The sequence below is a fragment of the Paenibacillus sp. 2RAB27 genome (assembly GCF_052115445.1).
GTDB lineage: Bacteria > Bacillota > Bacilli > Paenibacillales > NBRC-103111 > Paenibacillus_E.
Genome location: NZ_JBFRGR010000014.1, coordinates 158,986 through 182,949, shown reverse-complemented (window position 1 = coordinate 182,949; position 23,964 = coordinate 158,986). Strand labels below are relative to the sequence as shown.

22 protein-coding genes and 1 tRNA gene are annotated in these 23,964 nt (G+C 46.1%); 18 read left to right on the top strand and 5 right to left on the bottom strand.

From position 1 onward, the window contains the following. Positions 1–188: 188 nt before the first annotated feature. Entirely contained in the window at positions 189–1,220 is a 1,032-nt protein-coding gene (locus AB4114_RS19925) for an anthranilate phosphoribosyltransferase (protein ID WP_441990028.1), read from the bottom strand. After that, the gene (locus AB4114_RS19920) at positions 1,217–1,867 is read right to left on the bottom strand and encodes an ANTAR domain-containing response regulator (RefSeq protein WP_441990027.1); all 651 of its coding nucleotides are present in this window, start codon (positions 1,865–1,867) and stop codon (positions 1,217–1,219) included. Before AB4114_RS19920 ends, AB4114_RS19925 begins: the two co-directional genes overlap by 4 nt. A 464-nt stretch (positions 1,868–2,331) precedes the next feature. Here AB4114_RS19920 and AB4114_RS19915 point away from each other — a divergent pair, with 464 nt between their 5' ends. From AB4114_RS19915 to AB4114_RS19880, 8 genes are all read left to right on the top strand, one after another. Then, positions 2,332–3,573 (top strand): nitrate/nitrite transporter, encoded by a 1,242-nt coding sequence (locus tag AB4114_RS19915; RefSeq protein ID WP_441990026.1) that lies wholly within the window; start codon positions 2,332–2,334, stop codon positions 3,571–3,573. 255 nt (positions 3,574–3,828) lie between these two features. Continuing rightward, a complete protein-coding gene (nirB, locus tag AB4114_RS19910; protein ID WP_441990025.1) occupies positions 3,829–6,252 on the top strand; it encodes a nitrite reductase large subunit NirB in 2,424 nt (807 codons plus the stop codon). 33 nt (positions 6,253–6,285) lie between these two features. After that, a complete protein-coding gene (gene nirD / locus AB4114_RS19905) occupies positions 6,286–6,636 on the top strand; it encodes a nitrite reductase small subunit NirD (protein ID WP_441990024.1) in 351 nt (116 codons plus the stop codon). 57 nt (positions 6,637–6,693) lie between these two features. Beyond that, the gene (locus AB4114_RS19900) at positions 6,694–8,802 is read left to right on the top strand and encodes a molybdopterin oxidoreductase family protein (RefSeq protein WP_441990023.1); all 2,109 of its coding nucleotides are present in this window, start codon (positions 6,694–6,696) and stop codon (positions 8,800–8,802) included. A 484-nt stretch (positions 8,803–9,286) separates the two neighbouring features. Next, on the top strand, positions 9,287–9,508 hold the full coding sequence (locus AB4114_RS19895; protein WP_028556998.1) for a helix-turn-helix domain-containing protein: 222 nt from the start codon (positions 9,287–9,289) through the stop codon (positions 9,506–9,508). A gap of 153 nt (positions 9,509–9,661) precedes the next feature. Next, positions 9,662–10,336: a DUF6483 family protein gene (locus tag AB4114_RS19890; protein WP_441990022.1), complete on the top strand. Its 675-nt coding sequence runs from the start codon at positions 9,662–9,664 to the stop codon at positions 10,334–10,336. Positions 10,337–10,383: 47 nt separating this feature from the next. Further along, positions 10,384–11,115, top strand: a complete 732-nt coding sequence (locus AB4114_RS19885; protein ID WP_441990021.1) for a class I SAM-dependent methyltransferase — start codon at positions 10,384–10,386, stop codon at positions 11,113–11,115. Between the two features lie 10 nt (positions 11,116–11,125). Further along, positions 11,126–12,103: an MBL fold metallo-hydrolase gene (locus AB4114_RS19880; protein ID WP_441990020.1), complete on the top strand. Its 978-nt coding sequence runs from the start codon at positions 11,126–11,128 to the stop codon at positions 12,101–12,103. A gap of 291 nt (positions 12,104–12,394) precedes the next feature. On the opposite strand, the gene AB4114_RS19875 is transcribed toward AB4114_RS19880, so the two are convergent. After that, a complete protein-coding gene (locus tag AB4114_RS19875; protein ID WP_441990019.1) occupies positions 12,395–13,357 on the bottom strand; it encodes a phosphatidylglycerophosphatase A family protein in 963 nt (320 codons plus the stop codon). 270 nt (positions 13,358–13,627) lie between these two features. Here AB4114_RS19875 and AB4114_RS19870 point away from each other — a divergent pair, with 270 nt between their 5' ends. The 3 genes from AB4114_RS19870 to AB4114_RS19860 all read left to right on the top strand — a co-directional run bounded on the left by AB4114_RS19870 (position 13,628) and on the right by AB4114_RS19860 (position 16,247). Beyond that, a complete protein-coding gene (locus AB4114_RS19870; protein ID WP_441990018.1) occupies positions 13,628–14,677 on the top strand; it encodes a GerMN domain-containing protein in 1,050 nt (349 codons plus the stop codon). 180 nt (positions 14,678–14,857) lie between these two features. Next, on the top strand, positions 14,858–15,616 hold the full coding sequence (gene rph / locus AB4114_RS19865; RefSeq protein ID WP_171630425.1) for a ribonuclease PH: 759 nt from the start codon (positions 14,858–14,860) through the stop codon (positions 15,614–15,616). Then, entirely contained in the window at positions 15,600–16,247 is a 648-nt protein-coding gene (locus tag AB4114_RS19860; protein WP_441990017.1) for an XTP/dITP diphosphatase, read from the top strand. The genes rph and AB4114_RS19860 overlap by 17 nt, the downstream gene beginning before the upstream one ends. Positions 16,248–16,308: 61 nt before the next feature. Here AB4114_RS19860 and asnB read toward each other — a convergent pair whose 3' ends face one another. Beyond that, a complete protein-coding gene (gene asnB / locus AB4114_RS19855; protein ID WP_441990016.1) occupies positions 16,309–18,153 on the bottom strand; it encodes an asparagine synthase (glutamine-hydrolyzing) in 1,845 nt (614 codons plus the stop codon). Between the two features lie 178 nt (positions 18,154–18,331). Here asnB and AB4114_RS19850 point away from each other — a divergent pair, with 178 nt between their 5' ends. From AB4114_RS19850 to AB4114_RS19840, 3 genes are all read left to right on the top strand, one after another. After that, on the top strand, positions 18,332–18,688 hold the full coding sequence (locus AB4114_RS19850; protein WP_441990015.1) for a hypothetical protein: 357 nt from the start codon (positions 18,332–18,334) through the stop codon (positions 18,686–18,688). A gap of 47 nt (positions 18,689–18,735) precedes the next feature. Further along, a complete protein-coding gene (locus AB4114_RS19845) occupies positions 18,736–18,849 on the top strand; it encodes a DUF4023 family protein (RefSeq protein WP_081787603.1) in 114 nt (37 codons plus the stop codon). A 161-nt stretch (positions 18,850–19,010) separates the two neighbouring features. Beyond that, positions 19,011–19,142 (top strand): hypothetical protein, encoded by a 132-nt coding sequence (locus tag AB4114_RS19840; RefSeq protein ID WP_268796183.1) that lies wholly within the window; start codon positions 19,011–19,013, stop codon positions 19,140–19,142. Between the two features lie 166 nt (positions 19,143–19,308). Here AB4114_RS19840 and AB4114_RS19835 read toward each other — a convergent pair. Then, a tRNA-Arg gene (locus tag AB4114_RS19835) sits at positions 19,309–19,382 on the bottom strand. A 153-nt stretch (positions 19,383–19,535) separates the two neighbouring features. Between AB4114_RS19835 and AB4114_RS19830 the strand changes: the two genes are divergently transcribed. The 4 genes from AB4114_RS19830 to clpX all read left to right on the top strand — a co-directional run bounded on the left by AB4114_RS19830 (position 19,536) and on the right by clpX (position 23,935). Continuing rightward, positions 19,536–20,456 carry a hypothetical protein gene (locus AB4114_RS19830; RefSeq protein ID WP_441990014.1) on the top strand — a complete coding sequence of 307 codons (921 nt, stop codon included), beginning with the start codon at positions 19,536–19,538 and terminating at the stop codon, positions 20,454–20,456. Positions 20,457–20,566: 110 nt separating this feature from the next. Next, complete coding sequence (tig, locus tag AB4114_RS19825) at positions 20,567–21,868, top strand: trigger factor (protein ID WP_441990013.1); 1,302 nt, start codon at positions 20,567–20,569, stop codon at positions 21,866–21,868. 195 nt (positions 21,869–22,063) lie between these two features. Further along, positions 22,064–22,654, top strand: coding sequence for an ATP-dependent Clp endopeptidase proteolytic subunit ClpP (gene clpP, locus AB4114_RS19820; RefSeq protein ID WP_056610292.1), 591 nt, complete (start codon positions 22,064–22,066; stop codon positions 22,652–22,654). Between the two features lie 12 nt (positions 22,655–22,666). After that, the gene (gene clpX, locus AB4114_RS19815; protein ID WP_171630418.1) at positions 22,667–23,935 is read left to right on the top strand and encodes an ATP-dependent protease ATP-binding subunit ClpX; all 1,269 of its coding nucleotides are present in this window, start codon (positions 22,667–22,669) and stop codon (positions 23,933–23,935) included. Positions 23,936–23,964 lie beyond the last annotated feature (29 nt).

Genomic DNA, 23,964 nt, shown 5'->3' with positions numbered 1-23,964 from the left:
GTAAACTTTCTTTTCAGGAATGATTCGGTTTTTTGGTAATGGCATAGAGCAAGACCTCCGTCAAATTAGCTATTAACTAATTCGACAGAGGATTTGGAATTACCTGTTAGTCAATTGGTCAGTCGTAGAAAAAAAACAGTTAGCACCCGTAAAGTGGATGTTAACTGGTTTATATGTTACAACGATGCTTATGTGGCAGATACAGGTTTAATCGCTTCGGTCCATTCTGTGTACTTCTGAAGCGCAGCACCTTGCTCAATCGCATGACGGGCCATATAGATGCCTTCTTCAATGGAGCCAGCTTTCTGGGAAACCCATAAACGGACGGCACTGTTGAGCAGTACCATATTTAAGTAGGGGAGTGCAGCATCGCCGCGAAGGACAGATCGTGTAGTCTCTGCTTGCAGTTCAGCCGTCCATTCCACTACGGGCACTTCAACCATCAGCTCATAAATTTCCGGATCTACAATGAATAACTCACTTGCCCCGTCCTGGATGAGGTAGGTTCTTGTTCGTTTATCAACACCTAAATCCTCCGAACCCTCCATACCTTGCACCACGATACCGCGAGAAACGCCTAATTCAATGAGCAAATTCGTGATTTTCTCAAAAACAGTGCCATGAAACACGCCAACCGCCATATAGGGAGCCTCTGTAAAACGCAGCAGCTTCTCCGCCGTATTGAACACGGTTCTCAAACCGAGTTCTTTACGAATTTCGCGCAGCTCGCCAAGCGGCTCACACCAGCTTTCGGTCGGTGCAAATAAGAAGCCTGTTCGCGCCGCAGCAGAAACTAATGCTTCACGTGATGCTTCAAGTGCATTTACCCCCATTGCTGTAAGCACATCGGACAAGGTGATGCCCCATTTAGGCGGCATGCTTGGGCTGCCATGCAAGGTTGTCGGCACTCCGCAGGCTGCAAGTACGAATGCAGTTGGTAACGTTGCGATAAATGTGCGTGTGCGACCATCATAGGGACCGGCACAGTCGATACTTCCAGGCATAGGATAAGTGCTAATGCGTTGACGTAAGGCATGAATAAAGGCTTTGATTTCATCAGGTGATTCCATCTTGATTCGTTCAGCAACAAGAAAAGCGCCAATCTGAGCTTGCGTAGCTGCACCGGTAAGAATGAGTTCGGCTGCTTGAGCCGCTTCTTCATAGGTAAGGTCTCTGGCTCCGCGTTTACCGCGGCCTACTTCTTTTAATAAGGATATCATCGTTTGCGGCCCCCTTTGTTCTGATCCTGAAGTATCTGATATACCTTGACGATGGAGGTTGCGACGTCGACCATACGCTTACGTTCATTCATAGCTTGTTTACGGAGGAAATCATAAGCTTCAGCTTCCGAGATACCTTTGATTTCGCATAAAATTCGCTTCGCCTGATCAACCCACTTACGTTCTTCAAGCTTGGACAGCAGTTGTTCGCGCTCCTGATGCCACTCGGTTCGTTGGAAATAATGGTTCACACCCAGTATCAACGCACAATGAATTTCCAGTGGGCTCATCGTGGGACCGATCAAGCCATCTATTCCCGCATCCATTTTACATTCATTAGAAGGAAAAGTTAGCTTATTACACCACCAAAATATGGGAAGACTTCGCTGTGCGAGCAACCGTATACGCCAATCTGTGACTTGTTCAGGACCTACTGATAATAATACAGCATCGACCTTTGGGATGATAAAGGAAATTTCTTTCATATTAGATGAAGTATAAATGCGGAAACCCAAATCCTTCATGATTTCATCAGGTGAAATTTCTTTTCCTTGCATGTCTTCCGTTCGAACAGCATGTGAGGGCTCAGAGGAGGTAGCTGAGCGAGTTGGTATGAACTCGTCGACCAGAATGAATGATTGTAACATGGGAATACCTCCATCTTGAATAACTTCAACTCATGACAAGTACATGTTAGGTTTCGATCTTAATTGGTATTATTATACGGCAATACTATAGCATATGCACCTGAAATTTGTCGATATGCTACTCGAATTCTCTGAAATAATTTTTTATGTTAAGTTTATTGACATAGATTTAAACGCGTCGTATAATCAAGTTAAGAAATCGGCACAATGACGTGCCACCTAACGAAGGCAATGGCGCCTATCCCCTTACAATTACGTAACTGGATAGGCTTTTTATGTTTAATTTAATGAAAAAATACATCTATCATGCTGTTCACGAGGAAGTGGCAGCAGTGGCAATGAGGCCGATAAACATCCTATGATTGATAGGGGATGTTTGTCGGCCTTTTCTGTCAATGTATAATCAAACAAGGTAGGATAGGACAAAAAGAAGGCGAAAAGCCTCATAAAAGGAGAGGGATTGCATGGTAGATCGGAAAAGTTTTATGCAAGTGGGGCACAAGGGGTCTTTGTTCAGTTCATTCTTGTATTTTGACATGAGCTTCATGGTGTGGGTGCTTCTTGGACCGCTAGCTGTCATCCTTGCCAAAGATTTTGGGTTGGATGCCGCACAGAAAGCAAATTTAGTTGCTTTACCAACGTTAGGAGGGGCGGTCCTACGACTAGTACTTGGCGTACTAACGGATAAAATTGGTCCTAAACGAACAGGACAGATTGGACTTTCGCTAACCTTAATTCCCTTATTCTGGGGATGGCAGTTCGCTAACACGATGGGAGATATGTATTTCGTAGCTCTGATGCTAGGTATAGCAGGAGCAAGCTTTGCTGCAGCATTGCCGCTCGCTAGCAGCTGGTATCCGCCACAGTATCAAGGATTAGCAATGGGGATTGCAGGGGCAGGAAATAGTGGAACGATCTTCGCTACCTTGTTTGCAAATCGTATAGCACAACATTATGGAGACTGGCACGTTGTTTTCGGTATTGCTATGATTCCAATTGCGTTAACGCTGGTCATATTTAGTGTATTGGCCAAGGATAGTCCCAATAAACCAGCACCAAAAACGATTAAAGAGTACGGTAAAGTATTGAAGCAAAAGGATTCGTGGTTGTTCTGTATTTTCTACAGTGTAACCTTCGGTGGTTTTGTAGGAATGGCATCTTATCTTACGATTTTCTTTAATACACAATATGGACTTTCGCCTGTACGTGCTGCAGACTTTACAACTCTTTGTGTCATCGGGGGCAGCTTCTTCCGTCCCGTTGGGGGATGGCTCGCAGATAAAATTGGCGGAATTCGCATGTTAATGGTTCTTTACGGCGTTGTTGGTTTAATGATGGCGGGTATCTCGACGCTTCCTGCACTTTCATTGACGACTGTCATGCTATTCGTTGCTATGATGGCTTTCGGTATGGGGAATGGTTCGGTATTCCAACTCGTGCCACAGCGTTTTAAGGCGGAGATTGGTGTGATGACCGGAATTGTTGGAGCAGCAGGGGGATTAGGCGGTTACTTCTTGCCTAAGATTCTTGGCAACCTGAAACTATCCACAGGTTCTTTTACACCAGGCTTTCTAATTCTCAGTGGAATTGCTATCAGCTGTATCATCATTATTGCGGTTGTTCAAGGGCAATGGAAACGTACGTGGATTGGCGAAGGCGGTAAAGTAAAAGCAGCGCCTTCCAGCATGGATACGGTTCAAGCTTAACATGGACCGGGGACGTCGCTGATTCTACCTGGTCAGCGGCACACCCAGTAAGGTTTTTGCTCATGCAGCCTGCTCATCAGGCTGTATGGGCAAAGACGTTACGACTAGCGTCTTTGCAGTTCTATTAACAATCGAACTGCTCAAGCTCCATATCCCAAATTTGTCATTTGGGAGCTGTGCTCCTAAATGACCCTTTTTCCGCAACTACTCGAATTCAATTGAATGCCATAGTAAATGGATGGAAGGATGATCACAATGACTGTCAAAAAAGAGAAGCTAGTCCTGGTCGGAAACGGAATGGCGGGTGTTAATGCCGTTGAACATTTACTGAAACTGGCACCAGATAAATATGAAGTTATAATTTTCGGTAGTGAACCGCATCCCAACTACAATAGAATCTTGTTGTCCTATGTGCTCTCCGGCGATTCCAAAGTGGAAGATATCGTGATCCACCCTTATGAATGGTATACGAACAATAACATTACCTTATATACGAATCAAACCATCACGGGCATCGACACACTGTCCCAAACTGTCACGAGCAATAAAGGCCTGACCGTTTCCTATGATAAATTAATTTTGGCAACAGGCTCTAATCCATTCATGATTCCTATGCCAGGTGCAGACAAAGAAGGCGTCATGGCCTACAGAACGATCCGTGATTGTGAAATTATGATTGAGTCGGCTAAAAAGTACAAGAAAGCGATTGTCATTGGCGGCGGTTTGCTAGGCTTAGAAGCTGCGCGAGGCTTCCTCAATCTCGGTATGAAAGTCGATGTCGTTCATATCGGAGATACGATTATGGAACGGCAACTGGATCGCACCGCTTCCAAAATGCTGCAAGCTGCACTCGAAGAGCAAGGGATCAACTTCTTGCTTGAGAAGCAATCGGTCGAAATTATTGGGGGCAAACGCGTAACAGGTCTGAAATTTAAGGATGGCACGATTGCTGAAGCTGATCTAATCGTCATGGCGGTTGGTATTCGTCCTAATGTAGCGCTTGCGAAAGAAGCTGGCGTTGAGTGTAATCCAGGTATCATTGTGAATGATTACTTGCAAACAAGTGTTCCGAATGTGTACGCCGTTGGTGAATGTGCGATGCACCGAGGCATCGCGTATGGTCTAGTAGCACCGCTCTATGAGCAAGGTGCCGTACTGGCGAAACATTTGGCTGGCGTAGAAACAGGCCCGTATGAAGGCTCTATTTTGTACACGAAGCTCAAAGTATCTGGTGTTGATGTTTTCTCAGGCGGTCAATTCGTTGATGCTGAAGGAACCAAAGCGATTCGAATTCACGATGAATTCACGGGTGTCTATAAGAAAGTGGTCATTAAAGAAAATAAAATTATCGGTGCCGTGCTCTTTGGTGATACAGCCGACGGTACGCGACTTATGCAAATGATACGGGAAGAAACAGATATTAGCGGTATGGGGAAAACAGCCATATTAACGGATTCCTCTGGTGGCGGCGGAGCTGCATCCGGGGTTGCAGAGATGAAGGATGACGCGATTATCTGCGGTTGTAACGGCGTCACGAAAGGGGCGATTTGTTCGGCCATTAAGGATCAGGGCTTAACGACAGTTGATGAAGTGAAGAATTGTACAACGGCATCTCGTTCCTGTGGTGGTTGTAAGCCATTGGTCAGTGATCTGTTAGCTTTCACCCTAGGTGCTTCTTATGATAAAAACGCAGCGAAAGAAACAATCTGTGGCTGTACAACGCACACACGGGATGAAGTCGTTACGGCAATTCGGGAAAAAGGACTATCCCATGTTCGTGAAGTGATGAACGTACTCCAATGGAAGAATGAAGAAGGCTGCTCCAAATGCCGTCCAGCACTCAATTATTATTTGGGCATGATTCGCCCTGAAACGTATAAAGATGACAGCACGTCTCGCTTCGTCAATGAGCGTATGCATGCCAATATTCAAAAGGACGGTACGTACTCCGTTGTTCCACGGATATATGGTGGTGTCACCAATCCAACAGAGCTCAAACGCATAGCAGAGGTAGCCGAACAATTCAACGTACCAACCGTGAAATTTACTGGAGGGCAACGACTCGACTTGCTAGGTGTGAAAAAAGAAGACTTGACCGCCATGTGGGAAGCATTGGATATGCCATCAGGGTATGCCTATGGGAAAGCGTTACGGACCGTTAAAACATGTGTCGGCGAAACCTTCTGCCGCTTCGGTACAGGAGATGCAATGGGGGTTGGTATCGAGTTGGAGAAGCGTTTTGAACGCTTGAATACGCCAGCCAAAGTAAAGCTTGCCGTATCGGGTTGTCCGCGAAATTGTGCGGAATCAGGAATTAAGGATCTGGGTGTCGTTTCCGTCGATGGCGGCTGGGAATTGTATGCAGGAGGAAACGGTGGCGTAAAAGTCCGCGTAGGTGATTTGATGAGCACGGTGAAGACCGAAGAAGAGATCATCGAATATTCGGAAGCGTATCTGCAATATTACCGCGAAACAGGTAAATACGGCGAGCGTACGAGCGAGTGGGTACACCGTTTAGGTATCGATCATATTCGTGAGGTTGTCCAAAATGACCAAGAGCGTAAGCAATTGTGTGAACGCATGGATTTGGCTCTATCGGTGACACAAGATCCATGGAAGCAAGCCATCGATAGCAAGAAAATCCAACGTGATCTTTATGAAGTGGTTGAGCTGAAGTAGAAATAGAGAGATAAACAGGGAGGAGCCGAGAAGATGATAACACAAAATGAGCAAATGATTTGGGTGCAAGCCGTTTCCTATGAGGATTTAGCTTTTAATACAGGGAAGACGATTCGATATCAAGGAGAAGAGGTTGCCTTATTCAAATTGAAAAGTGGTAAGCTTCAAGCGATTCAGAATCGTTGTCCGCATAAAGAGGGTGTTCTTGCTGAAGGCATCGTCTGTGATGATCACGTGTTCTGCCCTATGCATGATCGCAAGATCCATTTGCCTTCCGGACTCGTGCAAGCGCCTGATACTGGCTGCGTGAAAACGTATTTGACCAAAGTGGATGATGGGACGGTTTTTATCGGATTTCCGATCAATAATGAAATGGCTTGTTAGTCCTTATATACCCTATATATATCTATAAAGAGAGCTTGATCTGCGGGGGTGTGAGCGTTGAAAACAGATCTGGTCACATTATCGGATGAACAGCCCTCCTCCCATTGTTGCTTTTGCAGTATGCAGTGTGGGTTGGAGATACTACCTAGTGAAAAGACAGAAGGTTTAACGATTAAGCCGAGCGCGAATTTCCCAGTTGCAACAGGCCGTTTATGTCAAAAAGGCTTGAATGCTTTGGAGCATGTCGTTCATTCGGAACGAATTCTGGAGCCGCTTCATAGGAAAGCTGCAAAAGTAGGCCAATGGCAGCCTGTGTCCTGGGCGCATGCCTATTCAGATATTGCAGAGAGAATTACCGCGTTGCAGGCTGAACATGGGCGTGATGCCATCGGCGTATACGGCGGCGGATCGTTGACGAACGAAGTAAGTTACTTACTGGGTAAGTTTACGCGTGTGGCACTTAGGTCCAAATATATCGACTATAACGGTCGTTATTGCATGTCATCAGCTGCGGCTGCGAGTAACAAAGCTTTCGGTATTGATCGTGGGATGACGATGCCTTTATCAGAAATTCCTAATGCGAAATATATCATTCTAGCGGGCACGAATATTGCGGAGTGTCAGCCTACGATGATGCCTTATCTATTAGAAGCAAAGAAAAAAGGCGCCGTGATTGTGACCATTGATCCGCGTAATACGATGACCTCCAAGACGGCAGATATTCATGTGAGACTTCAACCTGGTTTCGACTCCGTGTTCATCAATGGACTCCTGCATGTCATGATTGAAGAGAATCTAGTTGATCATAAGTTCATTCAGTCTCGTACGTCTGGCTTTGAACAAGTGAAAGAGGCTGTCCAATCATTTACACCAGCTCGTGTTGAGTATCTAACAGGTATTCTTGAAGCGGTGGTTCGTACAATCGCTCGTGGTTTCGCGAAGGCGGAGACGGGCATCGTGCTAACGGCAAGAGGCTTGGAGCAGCAGGTGAATGGGGTAGAGAATACGCTCAATTACATTAACCTGGCACTGCTCACGGGTAAAATAGGGCGTGCAGGCTGCGGCTATGGCGCTGTGACTGGTCAAGCGAACGGCCAAGGTGGTCGTGAGCATGGGCAAAAAGCCGACCAGCTCCCAGGCTATCGCTTGATCGAAGATTGGGCTGCGCGTGAGCATGTGGCGAAAGTATGGGGCATTGATCCAAGTGAGCTGCCAGGTAAAGGTGTTTCCGCCTATGAATTGCTGCAGAAAATCGATGAAGGTGAAATTAAAGCATTAATCGTGCTGGGCTCTAATCCACTAGTTTCTAGCCCGAATAATAAAATGGTAGAGCGAGCTTTACAAAAACTAGACTTACTCGTGGTCGTAGACATGTTCGAGACCGAAACGGCACGGTATGCGCATTATTTGTTGCCAGGTTCATCCTTCGCTGAAGCAGAGGGGACCATGACTAACCTGGAGGGGCGTGTCTTCCATCGGAGGAAAGCCATGGAGCTTCCGGGGAGTTGCAAGCTCGACTATCACATTATTAGCGAACTGGCTGATGCGCTAGGACGAGGTGCTTACTTTCAATATGCGGGTATTGAAGACGTGTTTCGTGAACTTGCAGCAGCTACCGCAGGCGGTAAAGCAGATTATAGCGGCATTACCTATGAACGTTTGCAAAAAGAGAAAGGGATCTTCTGGCCTTGTGGGTCAGCGGACCATCCGGGAACACCGCAATTATTCCAAGATCGTTTTCATCATGCGGATGGGAAAGCCCTATTATTCGGCATACAGCCGAAGATGCCTGCAGAGCCCATTGATAATGACTTTCCGTTCGTTCTTACAACGGGCCGTCTGGCCAACCATTATTTAAGCGGTGCACAAACGCGCCGCACCGAAGCCCTCAATAAGAAGGCACCCGTTCCGGTTGCCGAAATTCATCCGTCTTTGGCCAAGCGAATCGGCCTAAGCGTGGAACGAAAAATCCGGATCACCAGCCGGCGTGGCTCCCTTGTTTTCCAAGTCAAGATCACCGAGGGAATTCAACCTCGCACCGTCTTCGTTCCTTTCCATTGGGGCGACGAGCATTCGATCAACGTGTTGACGAATGACGCCTTGGATCCAACGAGTCGGATGCCGGAGTTTAAGATTTGTGCGGTGAAGGTTGAGCGAGTGGAATAGATAGATGGCCCCCCAGTTGGAATTCGACTGGGGGGTTTGGTTTGGTTACCACATTAATAACCCCGAACCCAGCACTCAGCCAATCTCAACTTGCGACCCCTGGCACCTACCATTCACCACCACAAACTTCATTTAAATACTATAACTGGATTATATACAGCTATTTCGACGCAATCACGCAGAATATTACAATTAGATGGATTTTATGAAGTTATTCTAGCTCACTTTAGCGATATGGAGGGCAATTGGATATATTAGCTACATTTTTTCCATCTAAATGGAATATTTAATGAAATTCCTCGGAAATAGCTGTAGAAAATCCAGTTAATACATACTTACATACACTCTTTTATAGTTGAAAGTATTCCGCCTATTTTTCTCTAGATACCGCACCATTGACAGCAGCCCTTCATAAACTAATTTTGACTGTATCCCTTAACCTTGTAATTCCCAATACCCGAGCAAGGAGGGGTGACACACATCCATGGGCAGCGACCACAAAAACAAATTTTTACTTACGAACCGCGAACGCGAAGTATTCGAACTCTTAGTGCAGGACAAAACGACAAAGGATATCGCACAGCAGCTTTTCATAAGTGAAAAGACTGTGAGGAATCATATATCGAACGTCATGCAAAAGCTGAACGTAAAGGGTCGTTCACAAGCGGTTGTAGAACTGATTAAGCTTGGGGAATTAAAGATCTGATTCCGTCAGCAAAGGGATCCATGCAAGCCACCCACCCTCCTTTGGAGGGAAACGGGGGCTTTTATGTTTTTATCATGTTGTATTTTTGAGTTTCAGCGCTAGGCGTGGTAAGCTGAATTAAGGTGTATTTGTAACCAAAAGGGGCTGCTTCGGATGTTCAGGCGTGATTATTTGATGCGACAGATTGAACAATTGACGGTGGTGCTGCATCGGATTCTTTTTAACAAGGAACATATCCCGATTGAAGATGCGCAGAGACAGTTAGATGAAGCTAGTCGTCATTTATTGGGTTTGAATATTCGTTCCCTCCAGTCTTTGTCCAGTAAGGATATTCTGGAATTGCTATCCTACCAAGGGAGCATTGATACGGCGAAGGCGTTAGTCATTAGTGATATGTTTGTGGGGCAAGGTGAGCTGTTGAAGCAGCATGAGGAAGATGGGGAGGCCTATTGGGCGCACCTGAAGTCCTTAGATTTACTTTTGCATTTGTCTTTGTCGGATGAAGTTGAGCCTGAGGATGAGGTTAATGATGAAATTGCCACTCGGATGGTTGCAAGCCTGAATCATCTTCAAGGTTGGGAGATCCCAGAAGGGGTGCAGAGGCAGCTTTTTTTACATTATGAGAAACAAAGCAATTATGCGAAGGTTGAAGATGTTTTGTTTCATTATATGGAGGATCATCCGGAGAAATCGGAGCTGCCGAAGCAAGGTCTTCTTTTTTACGAAAAACTGCTTCAGGTTGAGGACGAGCAATTGAAGGCTGGGAATTTTAGCAAGGAAGAAGCGCTAGAGGGTTTGCGGATCATGAAACAACGGCTGCTCTTATAACATTTTTATCGTAGAAATTTAATCATAAAGCTGAAGGTGTTGAAAAGATGGCGTGGTACCAAGAAAGTTTTGGCAATGACTATTTACTTGTGTATAAACATAGAGACATGCAGGGCGCTTACACGGAAGTGAAAAAAATGATGAACTGGTTGGAGCTTAAGCAAGGGGCTCGTCTTTTGGATCTCTGCTGCGGGATGGGGCGGCATTCGTTGGCGCTTTCGGAGCTTGGTTATACCGTAACTGGCGTTGATTTGTCGGAAGTGCTGCTTCAGGAAGCTGTGAAGCTGGGCGGAGAAGCTAAAGTGAAATGGATTCACGGAGATATGCGGGATGTGCCGCTAAGTGAGCCGTTTGATGCAGTTGTGAATTTGTTTACGTCATTTGGCTATTTTGACGAAGATGAGCAGAATGAGAAAGTGCTTCATGAGATGCATCGACTGTTAAAAAAGGAAGGTCGATTCATTGTCGATTTTCTGAATCCCGTGTATGTGAACGCGAATTTGGTCGCGCAATCGGAACGGGAGGAAGAGGATTTGACTATTCGTGAGACGAGAACGATCGAAGACGGTTGTGTGCGCAAGCGCATTGTGATTTCGCAAGCTGGCGAACCAGACCGGCACTATTTGGAGCAGGTGAAGTTGTACGAGCGACCGGAGTTTGAGGCGATGCTGGCCAAAGCTGGATTACATATTGATCATGTCTATGGTGACTATGAAGGTCAGGCTTATTCACCAGATACTTCGAGTCGGATGATTTTTGTTGGACATAAGGAAGGATGACTATCGGGATATGAATGTCGTGACCGTACATACAGATGAAATTACGCAAGTGAAGGTGCCGCTGCCGTTCCCCTTACGTTGGGTGAATGCTTACCTGATTCGTGGCAGCAAAGGTTACACGGTGATCGATCCGGGACTGCATACGCCGGAAGCGGAGGCGCTCTGGGAGCAAGTGCTCAAGGAGCAAGGGATCGGATATGAGCACGTGGAACAAATCGTGCTCACCCACCACCATCCCGACCACTATGGGATGGCCGGTTGGTTCCAGGAGCGCACGGGCGCGCCGGTTCTCCTATCGGAGACCGGATACGCGCAGGTGCAGCTCCTGTGGGGCCCAGAGCAGCCGATGTCTCCGCTGCTCCTGGAGCTATTCGCCCGGCATGGCTTCCCCGAAGCCGGGCTGATCGAGATGACGAAGCACATGGTGAGCTTCGTCGATCTGGTCTCCCCGCAGCCGCAGGTTACCCTGCTGCGTGAAGGGCCCGTGCGCCTCGGCGATCGCGTCTATGAAGCCATCGAGACCCCCGGCCATGCCGCGGGGCATCTCGTCTTCTACGACGCTGAGGCGCAGGTGATGTTTTGCGGCGACCACGTCCTGCCGCAAATATCGCCGAATGTTTCCTTCATCCCGCAGGTGGAAGAAAACCCGCTCGGCGCGTACCTGAGCAGCCTGCAGGAGATGGGCAGGCTGCCGGTTGTGATGGCTTACCCGGGGCACCGGGAGCCTTGGCAAGGCTTTGGCGCGCGCGCGGAGGAGCTCGTGCGCCATCACCATGAGCGGCTCGCGCTCATGGAAGGGCAGCTAAGCGCGCCGCGGAGCGCTTATGAGGTGTGCCGGGCGACGTTCGGCGACCGGCTGAGCGTGCACCAAATGCGATTCGCGCTGTCGGAGACGATCGCGCACTTGATCCTGCTGGAAGCCGAAGGCCGCATCCAGCAGGTGGATCCGCAGGCAGATCGCGTGTTCTACGTCGCGATCTCCAAATAACGAAAAAAGCGCAAACCCTTGATGTAGGGCTAGCGCTTTTTCTTTATGATCTAACAAGGGGAACGTAGATTCTCTATTTGCTCCTAAACAGCCGATTTCACCCAGAAGGGGAACGTAGATCCCTTATTCCTTCCGAAATGGTGCCGAAAAACCATGTTTCTTCAAAATAGCGTCCCTACGTTCCCCATCCCTAGCACTTACCCCGATTTTCATCCAAATAGCGCCCCTACGTTCCCTTACGCACTTTCAATCAGGTAATTGTTTCTAATCGCACACTATCATTTCACACTCTTACTTCAACGGCTTACTATACGTCGGCGTATGGTTATGCGCTAACCGACCACAAGCGGCCGCTACAATTCCACAGACCATATCATCGATAAACGTATTGCATTTACCATCTGCGTGATCACTGTCGAGCTCCTCGATAATGCCGATTTTGGCTTTGTCGAGATAGCCGAAATTCGTGAGCGCAATAGTTCCGTACATGAGAGGGACGGCAGTTGCGATGCTTTCATCAACGCCGAAAAGTCCTTCGTCCATCCCCACAATATGATTGTATTGCGGGTTGAATTCTTTGGCTTCGACAGCGGTATCAATCTTGATCGCGAGTTGGAGCGCATGAAAGGTTTGCTGTTTGCGAAGTACCGCCAGAATATGTTCTTCACAGAGACTGCGTGGCATATCTGGATTGTAAGGACGTTGCAACTGGTCAAGGATCTCGACCATATCATCCAGAAGCACACCGCGGGCCTCGAGCATTTGCAGATTGCGTTTGGAGTAATCCATCTTCACGCTATCCGAAATAATGACACTTGCGGTTGAAGCGACAATCGCACAAATCCCCTTGKAGATGAAGGATTTAGGTCTTTTCGTCGGAAAAAAGAAGCGGAATTTGCAGTCGATAAAACCGAATAGTGAGATCGCGCCGCTCCCGTATAATCCACAAATGGACATCGCAATTGTGCGATGAACGTTGTAGGCAGGGTCTTTCATGCTAGCTAGCAGCTCAGCATCATGCTTCACCTTTTTTTGAAGCTCCATGAGGGTAGACATGACGTTGAAGGTTTCCGTCTTACTTAATACCCCGAGCAGCGTGGTTGTAATTAAATCGGTGGGGATTTTCTTGATGCCTTTTATTTCAACAAGCAATCTAGCAACAGCTTCCTCAATGACAGCTTGTGGATAATGACTGAAAACCTCTTCTCGGAATTCATTGAAAATGAGGGTCTTTTCCTTCAAAAATGTTCTCATTATAAGACCTCCTTGATCGAATATCAGAAAGTAGTTATTGCACTTGATAGTAGTTTTTTATTTCAGTTTCACGCTGGTATTCAGTATAGCATATGAGTTCGAATTGACGAAGATTGGTGATGATTCCATTCGTCATTATGTTTTTTTGTGATTCATAAAGAGGTGGACAAAAAGTAGTTATAAATCGGACAAAGTCCCGTATACATAGTAATACGAAAAAGCATCGTACAGGCCATGCGAATAGCAAAAATCGAAGGAGGAAATAAGCAAATGAAACATCAACATTGGATTCGTTCAGCCGCTTTAGCGGGGGTGATTGTTCTACTGACCACGGGATGTTCGATTTTGGGCAGTGGAAAGAAGAGTGACATCGATGCACCTCCTGGGGCGGGTACAGACGTAGATGTGAAGACGACTTCAGCTGCGGTTACCGTCGACATGTCTGAAGATATTACGTCACAAATGACGGTGTATGTGAAAGATGCCAAAGGCTTCGTGACACCATTAAGTCTAGCGTTGCCGAAGACAGTCTCAGTTGCAAAGACAACATTAGAGTACATGGTGGACGGCGGACCAGAAACGAGTCAGCTGCCTTCAGGTTTCCAAGCGCTTCTACCGAAGGGGACTAAGGTTATTAGCTTAAATGTAAAATCAGACAAAAGTGCTACAGTTGATTTCTCGAAAGAGTTTCTCAACTACGATGTGAAGGATGAGCGCAAGCTCCTTGAAGCGATCACGTGGAACTTGACGAACTTCCCTACGATCGATAAGGTTCAACTGCGTGTAGATGGCAAGGACCTGAAAGAGATGCCAAAGGGCCGAACACCACTTGATGCACCATTGGCGCGCACGATGGGGATCAATCTGGAGAAAGCAGAGGATACCGAATTTGGTCAAGCGACACCGGTTACTCTCTATTTCCTAAATCAAAATGATCAAAATTACAAATATTATGTCCCTGTGACTCGCCTTATAAAGAGAACGGACGATGTTGCGAAGGCTGTTGTCGAGCAATTGATTAAAGGTCCAGATCAGAAGAAGGGACTTGGGGCTGTCCTCAATGCAACAACAGAGTTGAAGAGCATTAAGCCAGGCGAGGGTTTAATCACCGTGGACTTCTCCAACAAGCTGCTGGGTACGGATCAGAAAGCTTCAGCGGATGCGTTGCAATCGGTCATCTTGTCTTTAACGGAGAACACCACGTTTAAACAAGTACAAATTAAGGTGGATGGCGCTGTGAAAATTACGTCTACAGATAATCAAAACTACAGTAAGCCTGTTCTGAGACCTGCGCATATTAATCCTGCGATCAAGCTTTAATCGTATTGATAACCAACGTTCCATCAGGTGATTCCAACGTTCTTAAACGGAGGAATCCCTGGTGGTTTTTCGGTTCTTTCCATATTCATTAGTGTTAGGATGCTTTTCCTTGATGAGTTTGTTACAATGGGGCGTAAGGATTAGAGCTTTAGATGTAGCTACAGGAGGAGAAAGACATTTATGAGAATTGGTGGAAGAACGGATCAAGAACTGCGACCTATGCAAATAACCCCTCATTATATAAAACACGCAGAAGGCTCGGTCCTCATTGAGGTCGGGGATACGAAAGTCATTTGTACAGCAACGGTCGAAGATCGTGTTCCTCCTTTTATGAAAGGGCAAGGAAAGGGCTGGGTTACAGCGGAATATTCGATGCTGCCGCGGGCAACACAAGTTCGTAATCAACGTGAAGCGGCAAAAGGTAAGCTCGGTGGACGCACGATGGAAATTCAACGTCTTATCGGTCGAGCATTACGTTCGGTAGTCAGCTTGGAAGCACTTGGTGAAAGATCCATTACGCTGGACTGCGATGTGATTCAAGCAGATGGCGGTACGCGTACAGCATCCATTACGGGTGCTTTCGTAGCGATGGCATTTGCAATCAATAAGCTTGCTAATGATAAAAACTTAGCCAAGTTCCCAATTAACGACTTCCTCGCTGCTGTCAGTGTTGGCGTTATTGGGGATATTCCGAAGCTGGATCTTAATTATGAAGAGGATTCCAAAGCAAAAGTGGATATGAACGTCGTGATGACGGGACAAGGTCAGTTCGTTGAAGTTCAAGGAACGGGCGAGGATGCTCCTTTTTCCCGTAAAGAGCTTGATGAATTACTGGCGCTAGCAGAAGCGGGGATTAACACCATGATCGACGTACAAGCCGGTGTGCTAGGGCCGATCGCAGATCGTATTCGAGGTGCTGGGCATGCGGCTACAAAGTAATTTTGTTGTCATCGCAACGCGTAACGAAGGTAAAGTGAAAGAGTTCGCCAAGCTTTTCGGAGCTAAAGGGTATAAGGTTCGAAGTCTAGCGGATTACTCGGATTTGCCGGAAATCGTTGAGAGTGGGAAGACTTTTGCAGAGAACGCGCGGATCAAGGCGCAAATCATCTCTGCCCATCTTCATGTACCTGTACTTGCTGATGATTCTGGTTTATGCGTTACGGCACTAGGTGGTGATCCAGGTGTATATTCGGCTCGTTACGCGGGAGAAAACGCAACGGATGCTGACAATAATGCCAGACTACTTCAAGCTTTGCATGAGTTGGAAGATCGGATCGAGCTGAGTGCGGGGGAGGGCCACCCTCCATTACTTAGTGAGGCTTCCTTCGTTTGTGCACTTAGTTTAATTGATCCCGTGGCGAATGAAGTGATCGAAGCGGAGGATGTCTGCCAAGGCTTTATTATTCATGAGCAGCGTGGCGAAAGCGGATTTGGTTACGATCCTCTATTCTACATTCCATCACTGGGTCGAACGATGGCTGAGTTGACGATGGAAGAGAAGAATGAAATGAGTCATCGTGCCAAAGCTTTGCGTATGTTTTTGGATCAGCTTCCTGATCAAACGAGCTAAAACACAGAAAGACCTGCAACCACGTGAATGCGTGGACGCAGGTCTTTTTTCTGCAATCACATTATCGGATCGAGATCTTATAGGTTCGCAGCCACATATCCACTTGAGCTAAATAAGCGAATAACTGAGGACCTGTCATCAGCTGACCGAACCAAGGCAGGTCGAAATCATTGGACTCCGAGCTGGCGAGTGCGCGAATCTTTTTGACATCAATAAAAGGCAAGATAGGGGATGAAGGATCATCCAGAATTTCCAATACCCATTTTCTTACGGCAGTTAAATAATTCGGGTTGTGTGTTTTCGGATATGGACTTTTCTTCCTCGTCAGTACATCTTCAGGCAATACACCTCGTAATGCTTGACGTAATATGCCTTTTTCTCTGTCTCCGGATGTTTTGATTTCCCACGGAATGTTCCAAACGTACTCAACCAGACGGTGATCACAGAAGGGGACGCGTACCTCGAGGCCAACGGCCATACTCATGCGGTCTTTACGATCAAGCAACGTAGGCATGAAACGCGTAATATTCAAATAGGACATTTCTCGCATCCGATTCTGCTGCTTCGTTTCCCCAGCTAAGCGAGGTACCTCGCTTAAGGCTTGCTGGTATCGATTACTGACATATTCAACAGGTTTAATCCAATCGACGAAGTCTGGGGCGAGCAGATCCACCCGATTGGCTAACTTAAGTGACCACGGAAACGTGTTCGCTTCTAGTGCATCTGTATTGTGGAACCAAGGGTATCCACCGAATATTTCGTCAGCCGCTTCTCCTGAGATCGCGACCGTTGCTTCCTTTTTGATTTCTCGGCAAAATAAATAGAGAGATCCGTCGACATCGGCCATGCCCGGTGTATCGCGGGCGATCACGGCTGTCTTCAGAGATTCCACAAGCTCTGGCGTATCAAATTCAATGTAATGATGCTCGGTTCCTAAATGCTCAGTCATCCTTTTAATCCAAGGTGCGTCTGAGTTCGGTTGGAACAGGTTCGCTTTGAAATGCTTATCGTTATCCTTGTAGTCCACGGAGAAAGTATGAAGCGGTCCTTGCCCGCTATTCTTGTAATGCGTCGAAGCGAGCGCAGTGAGGGCGCTAGAATCAAGTCCGCCTGAGAGGAGCGTACAGATAGGGACGTCTGAAACTAATTGGCGCTCTGCCGTATCATTAAGCAATTGCTGTACCTGCGCGGCTGTGCCGACGATATCATCAGGATGTTGATGGCTTTCGAGCTTCCAATACGTTCGAATGGATAAGCCATTCCGGTCAAAAATAGCAAATTGACCTGGCTTCAGCTCAGACATGTTGCGATAAATCCCATGTCCAGGCGTTCTAGCCGGTCCGACAGCGAATATTTCTGCAAAGCCTTCGGCACCAACCTCTGCTTTGAAATCAGGGTGAGCTAGAATGGCTTTTGGTTCAGAGCCGAATAATAATACACTATCCTGATGGGAATAAAAAAGAGGCTTAACGCCGAGTCTGTCACGAACTAGGGTCAGTGACTGCTCTTGGTCATTCCAAGCCGCGAAAGCAAAGATGCCGTTCAGGCGGTCTATACATGCTTTTCCCCACTCTATAAAAGCGACTAGCAGCACTTCGGTATCACACGTTGTTCGAAATTGATGGCCGCGGAGCTCGAGCTCTTTTTTTAACTCTGGGGCATTATAGAGTTCGCCATTATATACGATGGTATACGTATAGTCGCCTTGTTTACGGACCATGGGCTGGGCGCCATTCTCAGGATCCATAACACTTAGACGTCGATGTCCGAGGGCACAATGCTGTGAAATCCAGGTACCTGAGGCATCAGGTCCGCGCAGTTGGAGCGTTTCCGTCATATTTTCTAGAATGGACGGGTACCCGGTCAAGTCTTTCCGCCAATCTATCCAACCCGTTATTCCGCACATAGACGTTCCTTCCTTTCTTTTGAGGAGAGCATAATGATAAAGGGTATGCGAATGGAAGGTATTAAATGTCTGTCCAGAACATGACAAAAGTAAGAGCAGTCCGTGCTTTTTGTGTTTTGTTAAAGAGACTGTTACAATCAATCCAAGTACTGCCATTATATAAACGAAGGTGATGACAATGGGAATTAAATATTCAAGAGCTCAAGTTGATTATTTAGCATCGAAAGAGCACTTTTTACAAATTAGCGCGCAAGCGGACATTCGAATTGAAAATGCAAAACAAGATGGCGTAGAATTGGGTCAAGCTGAAATGGAAGAAATTATTGAAAAGGTTGGCTTGCATCGCGCCTACAACGAACTCATACAAGCTGAGAACGTATTGATTAACTGGACGCAAACAGCCATTAAATCGGAGCCTGAATTTATCCAAAATCGAGCAACTTTTGAATCTTTATACGAAAAGGCACTAACCGATGTTGAATTCAGAGGCGCAATAATAAATTTGGCAATGCGATTAAATACGGACCTTTCGTGACATTCTATTTAGGGTAATGCCATTCTTTATTCAGGAGGCGAGTGCTCATGGATAGTCATTTCATTAGCAAGCTGCATGAGAAGCAGAGGAAAGCCGAGAAGAATAAAAGGACACAAGGTGACGGTCATACAGGCAAAAATTTGCCTCACAACATGCACTAACGTCTTATGGCATGAGCAAGAGCCTGTAGGGGCATCCCTACAGGCTCTTTGTTATTCCCCAGCTTCATGCTAGAGGGAAGGAAACGATAACCAGCATAGTCTGTACGGAAACCCTCCATACTAATGTGGCGTTCATTCTATAAATAGAAGGAGTTGCTACTATGGGTAAAAAGAAAAGTATGATGCAGAAAACACAAAGTGCGATCGATCACTCGAAGCAATCATCCCGTATTCAGTCGAATCTCGATTCAACGGAGCCGGGACATCATCAGCCAAATAGGCCATCCGTGTAGGCGAAAGAATCTATCGGTCATAGCAGCACCCTTGCTTGCAAATGCAGCKGGGGTGCTTTTTAATATTATGAAGGAATTAATTAACTTCGGCGTGTCCGGAACAGCACTGCCTCAACCAGCACGCAAAAAAGACCGCGATTTCTCGCGGTCTTTCTACTTGCTATTACGTCCCAGGAGGGATTCGAACCCCCGACCGCACGCTTAGAAGGCGTGTGCTCTATCCAGCTGAGCTACTGAGACCTATGACACTTCTTACCGCCTGGACGAGATCCGTTTGGCGAAGCAAGAGTTAATATATCATAACGTATAATGCGAGTCAACTTCATTTTTAAATATTTTTGCATTCATTTGAATGATGGAGTAAACTGGCACAAGCGAGACACACGAACAGAGGTGATCCCTATATCAGATCCTACGCCTAATAATGTCATCCTTTTTCCGAAGACAGAGCAGTTCTATGAAGACGAGCTAATGAAGCTATTGCGCTCCGAGCAGTATAAAGAAGCACTGGAGATACTTACTTTCTTACTCCAATTTCCTAATGTCGATGCGAATAAGTCTGATCAATGGGAAGCCCTACGGCACTGGCTGCTCACCATGTTTCCGGAAACGATGTTCTCATCATCCGTGACAGAAGAAGAGGATTCGGAGGAAGAATCCGCCTTATTGCGCCAGTATATCCATGATAAATCAGCTTCAGATGATGGTGCTTTTGTGTTGAAGCTTCAAAACATGCTGCAAGAAGGTTCGCTTGAGGGACAAGTAAGTGCATTGGAGCAGCTTGCTTTTATTGAGCAGCCTGAGGTGAGCGAATTTGTGAAGACATGGCTTTGCGAAAGGCCTAGACATCCTCATCTTCAATTCAAAGCGTTACAGACGCTTAAGCAAATGGGAGAGCACGGCTTAATTGAGTTTCCTAAGAATGGCCGAACAGTTCTCGTGGAAATCGATGAGACGCCGCTTACTGCGGAGGATTTTCCATTGCGGATTCGTGATATGATTCGCAGAGTCGGGGACATTAGTGAAATAAGCCAACCTGACTTTGTTTACTTTGCGACTCAGACTTGGCAGGAGTTTCTTGCCTATGCGTATGGCACCTCTATTTACACGGAGCTGCTTAGGGCAGAAGAAAGCGCGGTAGATGTGTGGGCCTCAGCGCTGCATGCGATATTGCAAGACAAACTGTTTGGTACGGTTGATCGAGATGAGCTATTAGAGACTTATGGAATCGTGGACGCGATGACGCTGCAGTGGAAGCGCGCGCACAATGTCCTGACCGCTTTTGTAAAGCAATTTAGCCCGGATCCTGGCTAAGAACAAAGCTCGCTTGAAATGAAAATGTTATATGGTATAATAGAATGGTTATAATGAGCTTAACGTGAAAAATATATGTCATGGTACATTTTTGGAGGGGAAGGCATAAAATGAAAGCAAGTTGGGAAAAAATAGAGAAGAACGTTGGCGTTCTTGAAGTTGAAGTTGGGGCAGAACGTGTAGCAGATGCTTTGGATAAAGCATTTAAAAAGGTATCAGCGAAAGTGAATGTTCCAGGATTCCGTAAAGGGAAAGTGCCACGTTCAATCTTTGAAGCTAAATTCGGTGTTGAAAGCTTGTATCAAGATGCACTAGATATCATTTTACCAGAAGTTTACGTTGAAGCGATTGAAGAGGTTAAAATCGAGCCTGTCGATCGTCCAGAAGTAGATGTTGAGCAATTTGGTAAAGGTCAAGTCTTGAAATTCAAGGCTAAAGTAACAGTTAAGCCTGAAGTAGCGCTTGGCGACTACAAAGGTATCGAAGTAGAAGCGGTTAACGCTTCTGTGTCTGAAGAAGAATTGAATGAAGAGCTTGCACGTTTGCAACAACGTCATGCTGAATTGGTTGTTCTTGAAGAAGGACAAGCTGCTAACGGCGATGTCGTGATCATTGATTTCGAAGGATTCGTTGATGAAGTAGCTTTCGAAGGCGGTAAAGCGGAGAAGTATTCCCTTGAGCTTGGATCCAACTCATTCATCCCAGGATTCGAAGAGCAACTTGTTGGTCTTGGTAAGGACGAAGAGAAGGAAGTTAACGTTAGCTTCCCTGAAAACTACCATTCCGAAGATCTGAAAGGCAAAGCAGCTGTGTTTAAAGTGAAACTTCACGATATCAAACGCAAAAACCTGCCTGAGCTTGATGATGAGTTCGCTAAAGACGTAAGTGAGTTCGATACTCTTGTTGAGTACAAAGAAGAGCTTCAAAAACGTATGCAAGAGCGCAAAGAGAAAGATTCCGAAGCTGCACTTGAAACTGCAGTTGTTGAGAARGCTGCTGCTAACGCAGAAGTTGAAATTCCAGGTTCGATGGTTGAAGCTGAGCTTGATATCATGGTAAAAGAATTCGAAAGACGTCTTCGCTCCCAAGGCATGACGCTTGAGATCTACTACCAGTTCTCCGGTCAAAACGAGAGCGCATTGAAAGAACAAATGAAAGAAGATGCTGAGAAGCGTGTTCGTAACAACCTTGTTCTTGAAGCTATCGCAGCTGCAGAAAACATCACAGTTTCCGACGAAGAAGTTGACGCGGAACTTGAGAAATATGCACCGTCTTACCAAAAATCAACAGCTGAACTTCGTGAGCTGTTTGCTTCCAACGGATCTCTTGAAGGTCTTAGCAATGATCTAGTTATCAGAAAAACGGTTGATTTCTTGCTTCAAAATAGCAAGCATGTTTCCGCAGCCGTGTAAATAAGGTAAGTAAAGGCACGTACGCAAGCAACGTGCCTTTCTTTTACCCTAATTTACGTCTAAACGCCTTAGTACATACGTATTACCGCTTACATAGGTGAATTCAGAAAAATGACATTGTTGTTCAATCGTGTTAAACTGTAATTGAATCTCAAGTGAGAGAACATGGCGCTTGCCGCAAAAGGAGTTGGTACAATGAGTCTTATTCCTATGGTTGTAGAACAAGAGGCTCGTGGGGAACGTTCCTACGATATCTACTCGCGTTTACTTAAGGACCGCATAATCTTCATCGGGACCGCTATTGATGACGATGTGGCTAATTTGGTCATTGCCCAGCTGCTCTTTTTATCCGCCCAGGACCCTGAAAAAGATATTCACTTATATATCAACTCACCTGGTGGGTCTGTTACGGCAGGAATGGGTATCTTCGATACCATGCAGTTTATTAAACCGGATGTATCTACGATTTGTGTAGGTATGGCCGCAAGTATGGGTTCTTTGCTTTTGACAGCAGGAGCCAAAGGTAAGCGATACGCGCTGCCGAATGCAGAAGTAATGATTCACCAACCGCTCGGCGGTGTTAGAGGTCAAGCAACCGATATCAAAATCCACGCGGATTGGATTATCAAGACCAAGAATAAACTCAACCAGATTTACGTGGACCGAACGGGACAGCCGCTTGAAAAGATCGAAAGAGACACCGACCGAGATAACTTTATGAGCGCTGAAGAAGCGAAGGCATACGGGTTAATCGACGAGGTTATCACTCGAAACGACTTGAAATAAAGGAGTGATCCCATGTTTAAATTTAACGATGAAAAAGGCCAACTCAAATGTTCCTTTTGTGGAAAATCCCAGGACCAAGTTCGTAAACTTGTTGCCGGACCGGGAGTTTACATTTGTGATGAATGTATAGAGCTTTGTACGGAGATTGTGGAAGAAGAATTAGGGCATGAAGAAGAACTGGATCTGAAAGATGTTCCGAAACCAAAGGAAATCCGTAATATCTTGGATCAATACGTTATTGGTCAAGAACAAGCGAAGAAATCCTTGGCTGTTGCCGTGTATAACCATTACAAACGGATCAACTCTCAGAACAAGCTTGAAGATGTTGAGCTTCAAAAAAGTAATATCGTCCTTTTAGGGCCAACAGGTAGTGGTAAAACACTTCTAGCGCAAACACTTGCGAAAATTTTGAATGTGCCATTTGCAATTGCTGATGCAACTTCGTTGACAGAAGCTGGTTATGTAGGAGAAGATGTCGAGAACATCTTGCTCAAACTAATCCAAGCGGCTGATTACGATGTTGAAAAAGCAGAGCGCGGCATTATCTATATCGATGAGATTGATAAAGTTGCACGTAAATCCGAGAACCCATCCATTACACGTGATGTTTCCGGAGAGGGTGTACAACAAGCTCTTCTCAAAATTCTTGAAGGCACAGTAGCTTCGGTACCTCCACAAGGTGGACGTAAGCATCCGCATCAAGAATTCATTCAAATCGACACGACGAATATTCTCTTTATTTGTGGTGGAGCTTTTGATGGTTTAGAGCAAATTATCAAACGCAGAATCGGGAAAAAAGTCATTGGCTTTAGCACCGATGGCATGAAAGTTGACTTGAAACCAGGTGAATACCTATCCATGGTCCTTCCTGAGGATCTATTGAGATTCGGGTTAATTCCGGAGTTCGTAGGCCGTTTACCGGTTATTTCAACGCTAGAGCCGCTTGATGAAGCAGCGCTTGTACGTATTCTTTCCGAGCCTAAGAACGCGCTTGTGAAACAATACCAGAAGATGCTTGAGATGGATAACGTTTCGCTTGAATTTGATGCAGAAGCACTTGATGCGATTGCCAAAGAAGCGATTAAACGGAACACTGGTGCTCGTGGTCTTAGAGCCATCATTGAAAGCATTATGCTTGATGTGATGTTTGAAGTTCCTTCAAGAACAGATGTATCTTCATGTGTCGTTTCCAAAGAAACGGTTCAAAACAAGATTACGCCTGTTCTGACAACCAAAGAAGGCGTACAGCCATCGGGTAAGAAGAAGGAAGAAAGTGCTTAACCTATAATTTTATAAATGATCACACAGCC

Coding starts and splice junctions, on each gene's coding strand:
- AB4114_RS19845 (WP_081787603.1), top strand. CDS start 18,736: ATGGATAGTCATTTCATTAGCAAGCTGCATGAGAAGCAGAGGAAAGCC.
- AB4114_RS19895 (WP_028556998.1), top strand. CDS start 9,287: ATGGGCAGCGACCACAAAAACAAATTTTTACTTACGAACCGCGAACGC.
- clpP (WP_056610292.1), top strand. CDS start 22,064: ATGAGTCTTATTCCTATGGTTGTAGAACAAGAGGCTCGTGGGGAACGT.
- AB4114_RS19915 (WP_441990026.1), top strand. CDS start 2,332: ATGGTAGATCGGAAAAGTTTTATGCAAGTGGGGCACAAGGGGTCTTTG.
- AB4114_RS19870 (WP_441990018.1), top strand. CDS start 13,628: ATGAAACATCAACATTGGATTCGTTCAGCCGCTTTAGCGGGGGTGATT.
- nirD (WP_441990024.1), top strand. CDS start 6,286: ATGATAACACAAAATGAGCAAATGATTTGGGTGCAAGCCGTTTCCTAT.
- nirB (WP_441990025.1), top strand. CDS start 3,829: ATGACTGTCAAAAAAGAGAAGCTAGTCCTGGTCGGAAACGGAATGGCG.
- AB4114_RS19920 (WP_441990027.1), bottom strand. CDS start 1,867: ATGTTACAATCATTCATTCTGGTCGACGAGTTCATACCAACTCGCTCA.
- AB4114_RS19840 (WP_268796183.1), top strand. CDS start 19,011: ATGGGTAAAAAGAAAAGTATGATGCAGAAAACACAAAGTGCGATCGAT.
- AB4114_RS19885 (WP_441990021.1), top strand. CDS start 10,384: ATGGCGTGGTACCAAGAAAGTTTTGGCAATGACTATTTACTTGTGTAT.
- AB4114_RS19925 (WP_441990028.1), bottom strand. CDS start 1,220: ATGATATCCTTATTAAAAGAAGTAGGCCGCGGTAAACGCGGAGCCAGA.
- AB4114_RS19880 (WP_441990020.1), top strand. CDS start 11,126: ATGAATGTCGTGACCGTACATACAGATGAAATTACGCAAGTGAAGGTG.
- clpX (WP_171630418.1), top strand. CDS start 22,667: ATGTTTAAATTTAACGATGAAAAAGGCCAACTCAAATGTTCCTTTTGT.
- AB4114_RS19890 (WP_441990022.1), top strand. CDS start 9,662: ATGTTCAGGCGTGATTATTTGATGCGACAGATTGAACAATTGACGGTG.
- asnB (WP_441990016.1), bottom strand. CDS start 18,153: ATGTGCGGAATAACGGGTTGGATAGATTGGCGGAAAGACTTGACCGGG.
- rph (WP_171630425.1), top strand. CDS start 14,858: ATGAGAATTGGTGGAAGAACGGATCAAGAACTGCGACCTATGCAAATA.
- AB4114_RS19860 (WP_441990017.1), top strand. CDS start 15,600: ATGCGGCTACAAAGTAATTTTGTTGTCATCGCAACGCGTAACGAAGGT.
- AB4114_RS19850 (WP_441990015.1), top strand. CDS start 18,332: ATGGGAATTAAATATTCAAGAGCTCAAGTTGATTATTTAGCATCGAAA.